At 37.9% G+C, this 17,141-nt stretch carries 14 protein-coding genes; 8 read left to right on the top strand and 6 right to left on the bottom strand.

All coding sequences use genetic code 11. The features are described from left to right. Positions 1-97: 97 nt before the first annotated feature. On the bottom strand, positions 98-1,330 hold the full coding sequence (gene argJ, locus AC0QT4_RS02105; protein WP_473200080.1) for a bifunctional glutamate N-acetyltransferase/amino-acid acetyltransferase ArgJ: 1,233 nt from the start codon (positions 1,328-1,330) through the stop codon (positions 98-100). Between the two features lie 131 nt (positions 1,331-1,461). Beyond that, positions 1,462-2,415, bottom strand: a complete 954-nt coding sequence (locus AC0QT4_RS02100; protein ID WP_473200079.1) for a peptidylprolyl isomerase — start codon at positions 2,413-2,415, stop codon at positions 1,462-1,464. A gap of 418 nt (positions 2,416-2,833) precedes the next feature. Here AC0QT4_RS02100 and secA point away from each other — a divergent pair, with 418 nt between their 5' ends. From secA to prmC, 4 genes are all read left to right on the top strand, one after another. Next, positions 2,834-5,551, top strand: coding sequence for a preprotein translocase subunit SecA (secA, locus tag AC0QT4_RS02095; protein ID WP_473200228.1), 2,718 nt, complete (start codon positions 2,834-2,836; stop codon positions 5,549-5,551). Between the two features lie 27 nt (positions 5,552-5,578). Further along, entirely contained in the window at positions 5,579-5,995 is a 417-nt protein-coding gene (locus AC0QT4_RS02090) for a Fur family transcriptional regulator (protein ID WP_473200078.1), read from the top strand. A 178-nt stretch (positions 5,996-6,173) separates the two neighbouring features. Beyond that, on the top strand, positions 6,174-7,253 hold the full coding sequence (prfA, locus tag AC0QT4_RS02085; protein WP_473200077.1) for a peptide chain release factor 1: 1,080 nt from the start codon (positions 6,174-6,176) through the stop codon (positions 7,251-7,253). After that, positions 7,250-8,116: a peptide chain release factor N(5)-glutamine methyltransferase gene (gene prmC / locus AC0QT4_RS02080; protein ID WP_473200076.1), complete on the top strand. Its 867-nt coding sequence runs from the start codon at positions 7,250-7,252 to the stop codon at positions 8,114-8,116. The genes prfA and prmC overlap by 4 nt, the downstream gene beginning before the upstream one ends. On the opposite strand, the gene nrdF is transcribed toward prmC, so the two are convergent. Genes nrdF through nrdH form a run of 4 tightly spaced genes read right to left on the bottom strand, consistent with a single transcriptional unit; the run spans position 8,113 to position 11,853 of the window. Further along, complete coding sequence (nrdF, locus tag AC0QT4_RS02075; protein WP_473200075.1) at positions 8,113-9,087, bottom strand: class 1b ribonucleoside-diphosphate reductase subunit beta; 975 nt, start codon at positions 9,085-9,087, stop codon at positions 8,113-8,115. The genes prmC and nrdF overlap by 4 nt on opposite strands. An 11-nt stretch (positions 9,088-9,098) precedes the next feature. Then, positions 9,099-11,249: a class 1b ribonucleoside-diphosphate reductase subunit alpha gene (gene nrdE / locus AC0QT4_RS02070; RefSeq protein WP_473200074.1), complete on the bottom strand. Its 2,151-nt coding sequence runs from the start codon at positions 11,247-11,249 to the stop codon at positions 9,099-9,101. After that, complete coding sequence (gene nrdI, locus AC0QT4_RS02065; protein WP_473200073.1) at positions 11,231-11,629, bottom strand: class Ib ribonucleoside-diphosphate reductase assembly flavoprotein NrdI; 399 nt, start codon at positions 11,627-11,629, stop codon at positions 11,231-11,233. Before nrdI ends, nrdE begins: the two co-directional genes overlap by 19 nt. Continuing rightward, positions 11,629-11,853 carry a glutaredoxin-like protein NrdH gene (gene nrdH / locus AC0QT4_RS02060; protein WP_007347678.1) on the bottom strand — a complete coding sequence of 75 codons (225 nt, stop codon included), beginning with the start codon at positions 11,851-11,853 and terminating at the stop codon, positions 11,629-11,631. Before nrdH ends, nrdI begins: the two co-directional genes overlap by 1 nt. Before the next feature lie 684 nt (positions 11,854-12,537). On the opposite strand from nrdH, the gene AC0QT4_RS02055 reads away from it, so the two are divergent. From AC0QT4_RS02055 to ugpB, 4 genes are all read left to right on the top strand, one after another. After that, positions 12,538-13,290: an ABC transporter ATP-binding protein gene (locus AC0QT4_RS02055; RefSeq protein WP_473200072.1), complete on the top strand. Its 753-nt coding sequence runs from the start codon at positions 12,538-12,540 to the stop codon at positions 13,288-13,290. A gap of 3 nt (positions 13,291-13,293) precedes the next feature. Further along, on the top strand, positions 13,294-14,175 hold the full coding sequence (locus AC0QT4_RS02050) for a metal ABC transporter permease (protein ID WP_473200071.1): 882 nt from the start codon (positions 13,294-13,296) through the stop codon (positions 14,173-14,175). Position 14,176: 1 nt separating this feature from the next. Beyond that, positions 14,177-15,094, top strand: a complete 918-nt coding sequence (locus tag AC0QT4_RS02045; RefSeq protein ID WP_473200070.1) for a metal ABC transporter substrate-binding protein — start codon at positions 14,177-14,179, stop codon at positions 15,092-15,094. Positions 15,095-15,815: 721 nt separating this feature from the next. Next, positions 15,816-17,141 carry a sn-glycerol-3-phosphate ABC transporter substrate-binding protein UgpB gene (ugpB, locus tag AC0QT4_RS02040; RefSeq protein ID WP_473200069.1) on the top strand — a complete coding sequence of 442 codons (1,326 nt, stop codon included), beginning with the start codon at positions 15,816-15,818 and terminating at the stop codon, positions 17,139-17,141.

Genomic DNA, 17,141 nt, shown 5'->3' with positions numbered 1-17,141 from the left:
TATCTTCTATAATGCTCTCTGCTTTAAGAGGAAAGAAGTAAAAAACATCCTTTTTAAAAAATATACAGATAACGATATCAAATTTATGGTATATTGGTTAACTTCTATAATCGCCATTAAGCATGACGTACTCTTTCGTCAAATCACAAGACCAAACAGTCGCTTTACCAACGCCTAAACCGATATCAACACGAATTGAGATGTGTTGCCCTCGCATATAAGCACCTATTGTCTCTTCGCAATATTCAGGATCTCGTTCACCATTAACTGCCAAACGATGTTCACCAAACCAAATTGCTAAAAGATCACGATCTACTTCAACACCTGCCTTCCCAACGGCCATAACCACCCGCCCCCAATTAGCATCTTCACCAGCAATAGCGGTTTTTACAAGCGGTGAATTTGCAATTGATAAGGCTATAGTTTTAGCAGCTTTATTTGTTGTAGCACCAATCACATTCACCTCAATTAAATGGCGTGCACCTTCTCCATCACAAACAACTTGTAGTGCAAGTTCATGTAAAAGTGCACTTAAGTGTCTTGAGAACACCTCATAACGCGGATCAGTTTTACAGGTAAGGCAAGGAAAACTTTTTGTTCCTGTTGCAAACATCATGAGTGTATCTGATGTTGAGGTATCACTATCAACAGTAATTGAATTGAAAGATCCTTGAACGGCCTCTGATAACATGGATTGAAGGATATCCGAAGAAATAGCTGCATCACTTACAACAAAAGAGAGCATTGTTGCCATATCTGGTGCAATCATACCAGCGCCTTTTGCAATCCCATTAATGGTAACAATCTCTCCTCCACATTCAAATCTGCGTGTCGCAAGTTTGGGAAATGTATCAGTCGTCATAATAGCTTTTGCAGCTTCTAACCAGTTCCCTTCTCCTGCTGTCTCCACCATAGTTGGTAAGAGACTTACAATACCCGATGCATCCATTGGCTCACCAATAACGCCTGTAGAGGCTATAAAAATTTCATTTTCTTTAGCTCCCAAAGCGCTCGCGGCTGCACTCATGATTTCATTTGTTGTATGCCTTCCTCTGCGTCCTGTAAAAGCATTTGCATTCCCAGAATTAACAACAATACCCTTAGCAACCCCATGGGGAAGCGAAGCGCGACAATGTTCCACAGGAGCAGATGGACATTTTGAACGCGTAAAAACACCTGCCACACTTGTTGGCTTATCAAATATAATGAAAAGAACATCTGTACGACCTTTATACTTAATCCCAGCCTCAGCTGTTGCTATCCGCACACTAGATAATGGCGGAAGCTCTTGTATGTTTTGAGGAGATAAAGGAGATCTCTTTAAAATCATAGTCTACTCTCCATAAAAACAGATGAAATGATTGCAAATAGATAGCCTGTCACAAAAAAATGCTAGACTTTTTGAACAAAAGCAATCTTTCCACCCCGCCTGTACAGATATTCTCCACGTCTTTTTCCTTACTATTCTGTATCTTCTTCATCGGTTGCTTCATCCGGAAGCGGCGTTCCACTCTGACTCAGTGATTGCATCAATTTTGTAACATTAGGATCGGGATATTTCACATCTAACTTGCTGCGTAAATCAACAATCAGTTTTTGGTAACGCTCTTTTATCAATTGTGTACGCAACATCTCCTTAACATCATCAAATACAGGAGGTTGTTTCAAACGACGATCCTCTACCTTAATAACATGCCAACCAAAAGGACTTTCAACAGGTTTTTTTGTGTATTCGCCAACTTTCAGACCAAATGCAGCATCCTCGAAAGGCTTAACCATTTGACCATGGCTAAAGTAACCAAGATCGCCCCCAACAGCAGCAGAACCATCTGTTGAACTCTTTTTTGCGATCTCTTCAAAACTTTCCCCTTTACTTAAACGCTTAATGATAGCTTCCGCTTCTTTTTTCGTTTTGACCAAAATATGACGCGCTTTAACCTCATCTTCTTTGGGTAAAGCAGCAACTTCTTTATTATAAAGAGCTTCCAAATCAGTATCGGAAATCTGATCAACAATTGTCTGTTTAAAATAAAGCTGCTGAAGAACATTGTCACGCATAACAGCCATACGTTTATCATAAGTTTCAGTCTTATCGATGCCCTTACTAATTGCTGCTTTAGCAAGTGCCTGCATATCCAAATAAGCTTTTAAAACCATTATACGGCGTTGTTCCTCAGGAAAACGCGCTAAATTAGGATTTATCTCAAGCGCTAAATCATCCAACTGCCCTGCTGTAATATTCTTTCCATCAATAATTGCCATAACATGAGAGGAAGCAACTGTTTTTTCAGAAGCTTTCTCTAAAGTCTTTAAATCATTCGACGGTGAATTCAAACTCTCTTGAGCCATCACCTTTAAACTTGTGTTTGCTAATAAGGCTGATGTTAAAAAAAGCATGATAAAGTTGAATTTCATAAATATACTCCTTAAAAGTGAAAGCTGGTCCAAGACTCTTATTTTTTATCGTAACATTTTAATCTCTAAATAGAGATAAATAAATCAGTAATTTTACTTTAAAAAGCATAAACTCGTCTTTTTATCTCAATTTGTTGCACTCCATCTAATGCAGTCAGAAAACATGATAATATAAAAAAATGACACATTGCATCCCAAATTACTTTGTATTGTATCAATTAAATAGCATTACTAAAGTTGACACGGTGCACTTAGCCTCTTATCTCTACTTTATAACTAAAGTGAAAAATTGCACACCGACAAATATAACAGCGCCATTTGCATCTCGTTATATTAAATGTCTTGGAAAGTGCGGAGTATGGGGATAGCATATGAATTATCCAATAATAGTGACAACAATCAAAAGAAAGGGCCAGAGATGGTCAGTTTAGGTGTCTTTGCACGTAAATTTTTTGGTTCCGCTCATGAGAGACGTCTCAAAGCTCTTCGCCAAAAAGTTATACAAATTAATGCTTTAGAAGAACAATTTGTAAAATTAAGTGATGCGCAACTGTGTCAAAAAACTGACGAGTTTCGTAAACGCCTCATGGAAGGTGAAACTGTTGACTCGCTCCTACCAGAAGCTTTTGCGACTGTCCGTGAAGCAGCAAAACGTGTTTATGATATGCGTCCTTTTGATGTACAGCTCATTGGTGGAATGGTACTCCATGACTGTGGCATTGCTGAAATGCGTACAGGTGAAGGTAAAACATTAATGGCAACTCTGCCAATTTATCTCAATGCATTGGAAGGCAAAGGCGTTCATGTCGTTACAGTAAACGATTATCTTGCTAGTCGTGATGCTGAAACAATGGGAAAAATCTTCGGTTTTCTAGGACTCACGACAGGTGTGATTCTCCATGATCTTGATAATGATGCCCGTCGAGCAGCCTATGCATGCGATATTACCTATGCAACAAATAATGAATTGGGGTTTGATTATCTGCGCGATAATATGGCCTTTGATCGCAGTCAAATGGTTCAGCGTGGGCACCATTACGCAATTGTTGATGAAGTTGATTCGATCCTCATTGATGAAGCGCGTACCCCCCTTATCATTTCTGGTCCTTTAGAAGATCGTACAGACTTCTACAATCTCATCGATACATTTATTCCTGCCTTAATTCCAGAAGACTACGAAATAGACGAAAAACAAAAGACAACAACCTTTACCGAAATTGGTACTGAAAAAATTGAAAACATGCTTGAAAAAGCAGGATATCTTAAAGGTGAAAGCCTGTATGATATAGAAAATGTTGCTATCGTCCACCATGTCAATAATGCTCTCAAAGCCCATAAGCTATTTGTCCGCGATAAAGACTATATTGTTCGCAATAATGAAATTGTTATTATTGACGAATTTACGGGGCGGATGATGCCAGGACGGCGTTATTCTGAAGGACTCCATCAAGCTCTTGAAGCGAAAGAGCATGTTGCGATCCAACCAGAAAATCAGACTCTCGCCTCCATTACTTTCCAAAATTACTTCCGTATGTATAGAAAACTGTCTGGAATGACTGGGACGGCTACAACAGAAGCAGAAGAATTTAGCAATATTTATGGTCTCGAGGTTATAGAAGTCCCCACAAACTTACCAATACAGCGTCTTGATGAAGATGATGAAATTTACCGAACAGCAGAAGAAAAATACCGTGCTATTGTGCGTGATATCCGTCAGGCACACGAAAAAGGGCAACCTATTCTCGTGGGAACAACATCTATTGAAAAATCAGAACAATTGGCAGAACGTTTGCGAAAAGAAGGTATTACCGACTTTAGAGTCTTAAATGCCCGCTATCATGAGCAAGAAGCATACATCATTGCACAAGCTGGTGTTCCTGGAGCCTTAACCATCGCAACCAATATGGCCGGTCGTGGTACTGATATACAGCTTGGTGGTAATGTCGAAATGCGTATTCGACGAGAATTACAAGATATGCCTGAGGGAGCAGAGCGGACAGCTAAAATTGAAGAAATTAAAAAAGATGTTCAACGTCTCAAAGAAAAGGCTTTAGCTGTTGGTGGTCTTTATGTCATTGCCACGGAACGCCATGAGAGCCGTCGTATTGATAACCAACTCCGTGGTCGCTCTGGTCGCCAAGGAGATCCTGGTCGCTCAAAATTCTTTCTCTCTCTTCAAGATGATCTCATGCGTATCTTCGGTTCTAACCGTATGGATGGCATGCTGCAAAAACTTGGGCTGAAAGAAAATGAAGCCATTACCCATCCATGGATTAATAAAGCCCTTGAAAAAGCACAAAAAAAAGTCGAAGCACGAAACTTCGAAATTCGTAAAAATTTATTAAAATATGACGATGTCATGAATGATCAACGAAAGGTTATTTTTGAACAGCGTATGGAAGTCATGAATGCAGAGGATTTAACAGAGACGATTCTTGAAATGCGCAATGAAGTAGTCGAAGATCTGGTAGAGGCTTATATCCCATTTGGAACATATTCTGAAAAATGGGATGTGAAAACTCTACAAGAGAAAATTCGCCAACTCTTTAATCTTGAGCTTCCAGTAGAAGAATGGGCAAAAGAAGATGGAATTGCCGAAGAACAAATTTTAGAACGCATATCAGATGCTGTTACCAAACTTGAAAATGAACGGACTGAACGCTACTCTCCAGAAGTTATGGCTTATTTCCACAAAGCCATATTACTTGAAACAATTGATACTTTATGGCGTGAACATTTGGTAAGTTTAGACCATTTACGTTCTGTTGTTGGTTTTCGGGGTTATGCTCAACGAGATCCACTCAACGAGTATAAAACAGAATCATTTGAACTCTTTCAGAGCATGCTTAAAAATTTGCGCAGTATCGTCATTTCTAAACTCATGCGTTTTGAAATTATTCAGCAATCTACAGAATCCCTCACACCTGAGCAAACAGATGCTGATAACTTTGTTTCAAATGATAAAGGAGAAGAGAATATTCCTACCTTGTGGGCACAAACACAAGAAAATAAAATTGTTAACCCGAAAGCCCGTGATCCAAATGATATAACCACATGGGGAAAAGTTGGACGTAATGAGCGTTGCCCTTGTGGTTCAGAGAAAAAGTATAAACACTGTCATGGAGCCTTCGTTTAAAAAATAAAGAGTTAAACAGTTAAAAAGATGAATAAAAAACGAGATTATGAGCAGGAGTTACGCACTGCAGGTTTAAGAGTAACACGTCAAAGACGTATTATTCTCGATATTTTGATGGATACAGATGATCACCCGAACGCGTTTGAAATTTTTCAGCGTGCCCACAAAATAGATTCTAGTATTTCGCTATCAACTGTTTACCGAACCATGAAAATATTAGAAGGAAATGGAAAAATTCATCGTCATACCTTTAGTGGTGGACCATCTCGTTTTGAGCAAGCAGATGGGCAACACCATGATCATCTTATCGATGTGGAAACAGGACAAGTTATCGAATTTCAGTCTGATATCATTGAAAAGCTGCAAGAGAAAATCGCAAAATCCCTTGGTTATAACATTATTTACCATCGTCTTGAACTTTATGGAAAAAAACGTAATTCTTAAATTAATGATTCCATATAGATAGCCAAAAGGCTCGTCATGAAAATAAGACTTTATACAAGTTCCCTTCATAACTTATAGTTTTCATTGGTAGAGAATTTTCTACTCTATTACCCCTTTTTATAGAATGCTATAAAGCATTTAATCGTTAGTATTATTAACAAATTAGGCGAATATTATCATGGTTTCTTTGCCTCAAGATCGTATGAAACAGCTTGAAAAACGCTTTGAAATAATTGAAAGTCAAATGGCTGAAAATCCCAATGCTGAGACATATGTAAAACTAGCATCTGAATATGCAGAATTGCAACCAATCGTTACCTCTATAAAAACGTTGAATGCTCTTTACCGAGAAACCACAGAACTAGAAACTATCATCAGTGATAAACTAACAGAGAGAGAGATGCGTAACCTCGCTCAAGAAGAGTTACCATTATTATATCAAAAGATCGAACAACTTGAAAAAGAACTCCAGATTCTTCTTTTACCAAAAGATGTTGCTGATGAAAAAAGTGCTATTATTGAAATTCGAGCAGGAACAGGTGGATCAGAAGCAGCGCTTTTTGCTGGTGATCTTTTCCGCATGTATGAACGTTATGCCAATACACATAACTGGAAAGTTGAAATTGTTTCCCTCAATGAAGGAGAAGTTGGTGGATATAAAGAAATCATTGCTACCATTTCAGGTAAAGGTGTTTTTTCTAAACTGAAATTTGAATCAGGCGTTCATCGTGTGCAACGCATCCCTGAAACAGAAACAAGTGGACGTATTCATACCTCTGCTGCTACTGTTGCGGTGCTTCCAGAAGCTGAAGAAATTGACATCGAAATTCGTCCAGAAGACATTCGCATTGATACAATGCGTGCATCTGGAGCAGGAGGGCAACATGTCAACACGACTGACTCAGCGGTTCGTATCACGCATATTCCAACAGGAATTATGGTTGTGCAAGCAGAAAAATCACAACACCAAAACCGTGCACGTGCACTCCAAATTTTACGCGCGCGCTTATTTGATATCGAACGACAAAAAGCGGAAAGTGAACGTTCAGCTTCCCGTAAAAACCAAGTCGGCTCTGGTGATCGCTCGGAGCGTATTCGTACCTATAATTTTCCCCAAGGGCGGATCACGGATCATCGTATTAATCTCACTCTATATAAGCTTGACCGCGTCCTAGAAGGAGAACTTGATGAACTTATTCATGCACTTATATCCGATCATCAGACAGCTCTCCTTATGGAAATGGATAATAATGGATGAACGCGCATACTCTTAATGACACTATTCGGAAAACGAAAGAAAAATTGCATAGTCAAGGAATTTCTGAAGCTAATCTTGATGCAAAAATACTGGTTGAATGGATAACAGGGACAACTGCATTTGATAGAATTTCCAAACCAGATTTATGCCTCTCTTTTGAGCAAATTGCACAATTAGAACATGCTGTACAACGACGTATTTCTGGAGAACCAGTCTATCGTATTATTGGAAAACGAGAATTTTATGGTCTATCTTTCGCACTCTCTCAAGATACCTTAGAACCACGTCCTGACACAGAGACGCTCATAGATCTTGTTTTACCACACTTCAAAAAACATGCTGAGAAATCAGAACAAACAACATTTCTTGATATGGGAACAGGAAGTGGCGCCATTGCCGTTGCGATTCTTAAACAAATTCCTCAATCTTACGCAATCGCTGTCGATATTTCTGAAGATGCTCTCAAAACAGCCACAAAAAATGCGAAAAATGCGAAAGTTATAAACCGCTTTACTCCCCTACTCAGTGATTGGTTTAATTCTGTCACAGATCAATTCGATTTTATTATTTCTAATCCACCCTATATTCCTGAAGAAGATATTAAAGACCTTGGAAGAGAAGTACGTCTTTATGACCCATTACGCGCTCTGAGTGGAGGACAAGATGGTCTTGATTTTTACCGAAAACTCGCTCATGAAGCAAAAGACTACTTAAAAGCAAAAGGTTTTGTCGCTGTCGAGATAGGCTACTCTCAAGATAAATTAGTCTGTAATTTATTTAAAAAACATGGCTTTCAGTGTTTAGAAATGCGCAAAGACCTTAACGGTATACCTCGCGCACTTCTCTTTACCTGTAATCATTAAAATTCCCAATCATCATCCGTGGTAGCAACTGCCTTACCAATAACATAAGAAGAACCAGCGCCTGAAAAAAAGTCATGATTTTCATCAGAACTTGGTGACAAAGATGCTAAGATAGCAGGATTAACACGACAAACTTCAGGAGGAAAAAGAGCTTCAAAACCTAAATTCATTAAGGCTTTGTTTGCATTATAATGAAGAAAAACTTTAACATCTTCCGTCAATCCAAGTGCATCATAGAGATCTTCAGTATATTTGCATTCAATATTGTAAAGATCGAAGAGCAAATTAAAAGCAAAATCTTTAATCTCTTGTTTTTTGGCTTCATCAAGTTTTGCAAACCCTAATTGAAATTTATAGCCTATATAATAACCATGTACAGCTTCATCACGAATGATAAGTCGAATGAGATCTGCTGTATTTGTTAATTTAGCGCGACTTGCCCAATACATGGGTAAATAAAAACCAGAATAAAATAAAAAACTCTCCAGTAAAGTCGAAGCAATTTTCTTCTTTAACGGATCGTTTGCTTCATAACGCTCAAGAACTAATCTTGCCTTTTTCTGCAAATGAACATTTTCTTCTGACCACCTAAAAGCATCATCAACTTCTACTGTTGAACATAAGGTTGAAAAAATAGAGGAATAAGAACGTGCATGAACTGCTTCCATGAACGCAATATTCGTCAGAACTGCCTCCTCATGCTCTGTTATCGCATCAGAAAGCAGTGAAATGGCTCCTACGGTATTTTGAATCGTATCTAGGAGAGTTAACCCTGTAAAAACACGAATTGTTAACTGACGTTCTTCCTCAGTTAAGCTTGACCATGACGGAATATCATTAGAAAGCGGAACCTTTTCTGGCAACCAAAAATTTCCAGTTAAGCGGTTCCATACTTCAAGATCTTTCTCATCATGCAATCTATTCCAATTGACAGCGGAAACAACAGGATTCTTGGTTGTAATCTTTGTCATATGATTATCTCCTATAGACTACATGAAACACAGCCATCTACCTCTGTTCCACTCAATGCAACTTGCCGCAACCGTACATAATAAATACTCTTTATACCCTTTTTCCAAGCATAAATTTGCGCGCGGTTAATATCACGCGTGGTGGCCGTATCAGGAAAAAACAATGTTAATGAAAGACCTTGATCAACATGCTGTGTAGCGGCAGCATAGGTATCAATAATTTTTTCAGGACCAATTTCATAAGCATCCTGATAGAAGTTCAAATTCGTATTATCCATATAAGGAGCGGGGTAATAAACACGCCCAATCTTCCCTTCTTTGCGAATCTCAATCTTTGAAGCTATAGGATGAATAGAAGATGTTGCATTATTAATATAGGAAATAGACCCTGTGGGTGGCACTGCTTGAAGATTGCGATTATAAAGCCCATACTCAATAACTAATTTCTTGAGTTCTTGCCAATCCTTTTGGTCCGGTATCACGATGTTACTTCGTGCAAAAAGTTCTTGTACAAGCGCAAATTGCGATTTCCACTCCTTCTCAATATATTTAGCAAAAAAACTTCCATCTGCGTAGGTAGATTTTTCAAATCCTGCAAATACTTTTTGACGTTCACGTGCAATCAAATTGGAAGCACGTATTGCATGGTATGTCACAGTATAAAAATAGATATTTGTGAAATCTATTGCTTCTGGAGATCCATAATAGATCTGTTCCCGCGCTAAAAAACCATGCAAATTCATTTGTCCTAAACCAATCGCATGACTCTCAGCATTGCCCTTAGCAATCGAAGGAACACAGGCAATATTGCTCATATCAGAAACAGCAGTAAGAGCACGAACAGCAGCTTCTACCGTCTGCCCAAAATCACGACTTTCCATTGCTTTTGCAATATTCATTGAACCAAGATTACAAGATATATCACTTCCAATAGTGCGATAAGTTAAATCCGTCTCTAGTTCACTCGCTTCACTTACCTGCAAAATTTCTGAACATAAATTGCTCATACTTATCCGCCCAGCTATTGGATTAGCTCGATTAGCAGTATCTTCAAATAAAATATAAGGATAACCTGATTCAAATTGAATCTCTGCTAATGTCTGAAAAAAAACGCGTGCACTGATTTTCTTTTTACGAATCTTAGCATTATCAACAAAAGATCGATAATGCTCCGTCAAAGAAATATCACTAAAGGGTTTTCCGGTAACACGCTCAATATCATAGGATGAGAATAAGTACATATCCTCATTATTACGTGCAAGCTCAAAAGTAATATCAGGAATTACGACACCAAGCGAAAGTGTTTTAATTCTGACTTTCTCATCAGCATTTTCACGCTTTGTGTCCAAAAACTTCATAATATCTAAATGATGTGCGTGTAAATAAACAGCACCGGCTCCTTGTCGCGCACCAAGTTGATTGGCATAAGAAAAGGAATCTTCCAAAAGCTTCATTACAGGTAATACACCTGAAGATTGGTTTTCTATTTGTTTGATTGGAGCTCCTGCTTCCCGTAAATTTGTCAAACAAAGTGCTACCCCTCCGCCGCGTTTTGAAAGTTGTAAAGCTGAATTGATCGAACGGCCAATTGATTCCATGTTGTCTTCAACACGCAACAAAAAACACGATACTAATTCACCACGTTGTCTCTTTCCCGCGTTCAAAAATGTCGGTGTCGCAGGTTGAAATCGACCTGTAATAATCTCATCTACCAGAATCTCAGCAAGAGCTTTATTCCCTTGTGCTAAATATAAAGCCACAAGGCAGACACGATCTTCATAACGTTCAAGATAGCGCTTTCCATCAAAAGTCTTTAGAGTATAGCTGGTGTAATACTTAAATGCACCCAAAAAAGTAGGAAAACGAAACTTAAAAGCATAAGCACGTTTAAAAAGCTTTTTGATAAAAGAAAAATCATAAAGCTCAAACAAAGCTTTTTCATAATAACCTTCCTCTATCAAGTAATCTATTTTTTCTTTCAAGTTATGAAAAAAAACCGTATTTTGGTTAACATGCTGGAGAAAATATTGTCGAGCAGCAAGCCGATCCATCTCAAATTGAATATGACCATTCTCATCATAAAGATTAAGCATTGCATTCAGTGCATGATAATCCGTGATCTGACCTGATTTCTGTAATTGTTCTATACTGACTGTTTCCAAAACTCTTCCAATCCCTTCTTTACACAAATGACGTCTTCATCAGTTCCACGCAACTCAAAACGATAAAGGCAAGGCACAAAACATTTTTTAGCAATAATCTTGCTTGCTAAATTATAATAGCGACCAAAATTGCGATTCCCGCCTCCAATAACACCACGAATGAATTTGCGATTCTCAATTTCATTGAGAAAATGAATAACCGCTTTCGGTACAGCCCCTCTTCCTTCACCATCTGCATAGGTGGGAACAACTAACACATAAGGCTCATCAACGAACATAGACGGCTTTTTTTTATCAATCTTAAGGAGCCTTTGACTAAGCTGAGAGACAAAATGTTCAGTATTCCCCGTTGCACTCGAATAATAAACAATAAGTCCCATTAAGCACAAAGACCACTAATCATATCTGGTCTAAAACCAGACCAATGATTTTCACCACAAACAACCACAGGAACCTGACGATACCCCAAAGATTGAACAAAACTATATGCCTGTTCATCACGGGAAATGTCCACAACACGATAATGGATACCTTTAGCATCAAAGGCACGACGCGTAGCGTCACATTGAACGCAAGATGGCTTACTATAAATAGTGATCGACATTTTTTTCAACTTTCATAATTTAAAAAACTAACCCTCAAAGGGTATTAATTCTGATAATTTTATAGATACTCAAGAATAATAAAAAACAGCAATTGTACACAAACACATCCTTGTTCAAACAACACATAGCTTCTCGAACACAACAAAAATCCCCATCAAATAGTTTTAAAAGTATGATGAGAATAAATGATCATTCTACAACTTAAATGGCAAAGCACCCCAGCTATAAAACAATCTTTTGCTTGCATTACAATTCCCTCCTGCTGTCTAAAAATCTGATGCTCCTCAAGCCACCTACGTCACGTGGCTTAGCTTTACTCTTTCATGCAAAAACCAACTACAAAAACGAACAGAGATTCCTTCGAAAAAGACATTTCAAAAGAAATATTACTCTCCTGTTGGTCAACAAACTCTTTACGATCATATTATGGAAATAACTTAGACGCCAAACGAAACACTCTATACCCTCACTTGTGCTTATTTAGAATCAATAATCATTTTGATACTATATATAGTATACACGCTCTCTCTTTCGTCAAGGCAAATTCAATCATTATTTTGAATTTTCCACGATCTTTCGTACTGACATTTTCAATTCATAAAACATACGTAATAATATAACATTTTGTTGACAAATGTTATATTATAACATAACTTTTTAAGATAAATAATTAAGGTGAAAGTATGAGTCTGCATTTCGACAGTGCAACATTAGGTTATGTGAATAGAATAGCTATAAAGAGTTTCTCAGCAAAATTAAAAGCCGGCTCGTTGGTAGCAATAATAGGAAATAATGGCGCTGGAAAATCTACACTGCTAAAAGCTGCTGCCGGATTGATTAAGCCTCTCAAAGGTAAGATTATAAAACCGAAAAAAAGTCGGGTGGCTTATCTTGCACAGCAATGTGATATAGATCAAACATTTCCCATTAATGTAGAAGCGCTTATAAAAACAGGGTTGTGGTCTTTTTGTGGATTATGGAAAAATCATCGCCCTTATTATCCTAAAATCCAAAATGCACTTGAAATGGTTGGCCTTACAGCCCTCGCTACACATTCCCTTGATACGCTTTCAAGTGGACAATTACAACGCGCCCTTTTTGCACGTATTATTGTACAAAATGCCGATATCATCTTGCTTGATGAACCTTTCAATGGTGTCGATCGTAGGACTCAAAAAGACCTCCTTGCGTTGATATCAAACTGGCAAAAACAAGGACGAACAGTTCTTACAGCACTTCATGATCCCCTCATTGTGCAAAATCATTTCCCTCATATGATTCAAATTAATGAAAAAAGCGCTTTTTATGGGGAAACAGAACAGTTTTTCCATGACACCCTTGATCATGTTATGCCACCTCTTACATCCCATTCTTTCCGTATCAGTGCACTAAAACAACATTTTCCCCTCAATGATTCTCGCCCTATTAGGTTATAAGACGTGTACGCATTTTTTCTTGCTCCTTTTATTGATTTCCATTTTATGCAAAGCGCCCTTATTGGTTCAATTCTGCTGTCCATCAGCGCCTGTCCTGTTGGTGTATTTTTGATGTTACGCGGAATGAGTTTAACAGGAGATGCAATATCCCACGCCATTCTTCCTGGTGTTGCAGCTGCTTTTCTCCTTTGTGGATTCTCACTTTTATCTATGACGCTTGGCGGCATTTTAGCCGGTATCATTGTTGCTTTAGCAACCGCCTTAATTTCACGAAATAGCTTTCAGAAAGAAGATGCATCAATGACTGTTTTTTATCTGATTGCACTCGCAGCAGGCGTCATTATTGTTTCACTTAAAAACTCTACCATTGATCTGCTCCACCTTTTATTTGGCTCAGTACTTGCTCTTGATACACAAGCCCTTTTTATGATCACCACTATAATGCTTATCACAGTCTGTAGTCTTTGTGTTTTCTGGCGTGCACTCGTACTCGAAAGTTTTGATCCCCTCTTTTTTAAATCGCTCTCTCCCTTGAGTAAATATGTTCATATATCACTGCTCATACTTGTCGTTCTGAATTTAGTTGGCGGTTTCCAATCACTAGGAACACTCCTTTCTGTCGGCATTATGATGGTTCCAGCCATTACAGCCCGTTTTTGGCTTTCGCGTCTTGGCCCTATTTGTGCACTCTCTATTCTCTTAGGAATCATTGCAAGCTTTTGTGGACTACTGCTTTCTTTTCATCTTTCACTTCCCTCCGGTCCAGCTATCATCCTTGCCGCAGGGGTTCTTTATCTTCTTTCCTGCTTCATAAGTCCACGCGGCATTATTGTAGCACGGTTTCCTCACCTCTTTTATACATCCTCCCCCACTTTAAGGAAATAATATGCCTAAATTTATCCAACAATTTGTTCTGCTTGGAACTCTTTTATTGTTTGTCCTTTTTCCATTTTCTACTTTTGCGCAGAACAAGATTAAAGTTGTCGCAAGCTTTTCTATTCTTGCAGATTTAGTAAAAAATGTGGGAGGCAACCACATTTCTATGATTACTCTGGTCGGTCCCAATGCGAATACCCATACTTATGAACCAACACCCCGTGATGCCAAAGCTCTTAGAAATGCTCATATTATTTTCATCAATGGACTACATTTAGAAGGTTTTATGGACCGTCTTATCACGGCAAGTGGTACAAAAGCACTGCTTGTCGAAGTAAGTGCCAATATTCCTTTCCTTGAAATTAAAAATCAAGGACATAGCGCCCATCACCACAGTGATATGGATCCCCATGCTTGGCAAGCTATCCCTAATGTTGAAATTTATATCAAAAATATCGCTATTGCTTTGTGCAAAATTGATAAAAAATCCTGTGCAAGCTACAGAAAAAACTCTCAACTCTACATCCAAAAACTTAAAGAAGCACAAGAAAAACTTAAAACAAAGATTGCCTCTATCCCAAAAGATAAGCGTATTATTATTACATCCCATGATGCCTTTGGCTATTTTGCTCAAGAATATGGTTTTACCATACTTGCACCCCAAGGTGTATCAACGGAAGCTGAAGCGACTGCAGCCGATGTAGCCGAACTTATTAAGCAAATTAAAACCAATAAAGCAACCGCCCTCTTCGTTGAAAACATCTCTAATCCCCGCCTCATAAAACAGATTTCAAAAGAAACAGGTTTAAAAATTGGTGGAACACTCTATTCTGATGCATTGTCGGACGAAAATGGTCCTGCTGCAACATATCTCGATATGATGGAACATAATATTAATACTCTTATCGATGCAATAATGAAACACTAAGATCTCTGTGCACAGAGAAAAGATAATCAGCATTAAAAACAACTAAATTACCAGTATTCAAGATATTTGAAAGGATGTCCACTCTCAAAATCTCTGTTATGCTTATAAAAAGCATGATTATGTGTGCGCATTTAACAAAGGCACTAATAAAACCTTGAACTTAAAATAAAGAGAGCTCTTTGGAGCTCTCTACAGTATGCTTACTCAATAAAAATATTTTGTTCTATCCCTTTTATGCGACTCTAGAATCATGTTTATGAAAAAAGTTCTTCCTTAGTTATCCCAAATAAATACAATGGCGCTGTAAATAAAAATATACTGAGGAAAGCTTAAAAACTCTTATAAGGCTTTTTAAAAGTCTCATAGAAATTATGAGAAAAAATCAAGAACACTCATGATTAAGTTACAAAACATTTTTTCATCATTTTTAAAAAATACTCTTTTCAAGATTACCAATAAATCCCTCGCAAATTAAAGCACCATAATGCTTAAATTTCTTTTTTTTGACATATTCTATCAAATGTTCATAGTGACTCCATCACTCTACGTTAGCACTCATAAAAGAAAAACTGATAAGTTTAAACAAATTCGTTTGACCTTTTGATGGTTCCTGTTTAAATGAGCTAACATATTTCTGGAATAAAATTGGCATGGCGTGTTCATGTGTAATACTATGAATTTAAGGGAAACTTGCATTTCACCACTTCAAAAAGGGGAAGCTATGAATCGTTTTTATCTTTCTATAGCAGCATTTACAGTTGCTATCAGCATGGCAACAGCAAGCTTTGCGCAAACAAAAATTAGCTTTTGGCATTCAATGAGTGGTGAATTAGGAGAACAAACTGAACGTCTCATTAACGATTTTAATGCCAGTCAATCGGATTACAAAGTTATTCCTTCATTTCGTGGTGAATATGAAGAAGGCATGGTTGCACTCATAGCAGCATTTCGCGGAAAGCAACAACCAGTTCTTGCTCAAATTTATGAAGTTGGTACCGGAACAATGATGGCTGCAAAAGGTGCTATTTATCCTATTTATCAACTTATGGCAGATACAAAACAAGAGTTTGATCCTACTAATTATTTGCCTGCTATCAGTGGGTACTATTCTGATGTTCAGGGACGAATGCTTTCTATGCCATTCAATGCTTCAACACCAATCCTTTACTATAATAAAGATATCTTCAAAAAAGCAGGACTTGATCCAGAACAACCGCCTAAAACATGGCAAGATGTAGAAAATTTCTCCAAAAAAATTCTTGAAACTAAAGCGGCAAGCTGTGGTTTTACAATGTCTTATGCAGCTCAGTGGATTGGTATAGAAAATTTTTCAGCATTGCATAATGTCCCTTTTGGAACAAAAGAAAATGGTTTTGGTGGTCTTGATTCAGAGCTTACTTTAAATGGTCCTTTACAAGTGCGCATGTGGACTGACCTTAAAAAATGGTCTGATCAAGGTCTCTTTCGTTATGGCGGTCCAGCTGGAGCCTTAGATTCAACACCAATGTTTATGACGCAAAATTGCGCAATCTTTATGCAATCTTCAGGGTCTCGTACAGGAATTCTTTCAGAAGCGCAGTTCAATGTTGGATTTGGTCAACTGCCTTACTATGATGATATAAAAGGTGCACCTCAAAATTCAATTATTGGAGGGGCCTCTATTTGGGTTTTAAAAGGACATACCTTCGAAGAATACGCAGGTGCCGCTGCTTTTCTTAAGTATCTCTCAAGAGCAGATAATCAAGCTAAGTGGCACCAGACAACAGGTTACCTTCCAACAACAAAGGCTGCTTACGAATTGAGCCAAAAACAGCATTACTACGATAATAATGCCGGTGCAGATATTGCCATTAAACAGATCACTCTCAACCCACCAACTGTTAACTCAAAGGGCATAAGATTTGGTAATTTACCACAAATTCGTTCTATTCTTGATCAAGAATTAGAAGCCGTCCTTAGTGGTTCTAAGACACCAAAAAATGGATTAGATGAAGCCGTTGAACGTGGGAATAAACTCTTACGTGAATTTGAAAAAGCTAATCATTAA

Source organism: Bartonella sp. EBT8 (genome assembly GCF_055796165.1).
This window is presented reverse-complemented; position numbering and strand designations above follow the sequence as displayed.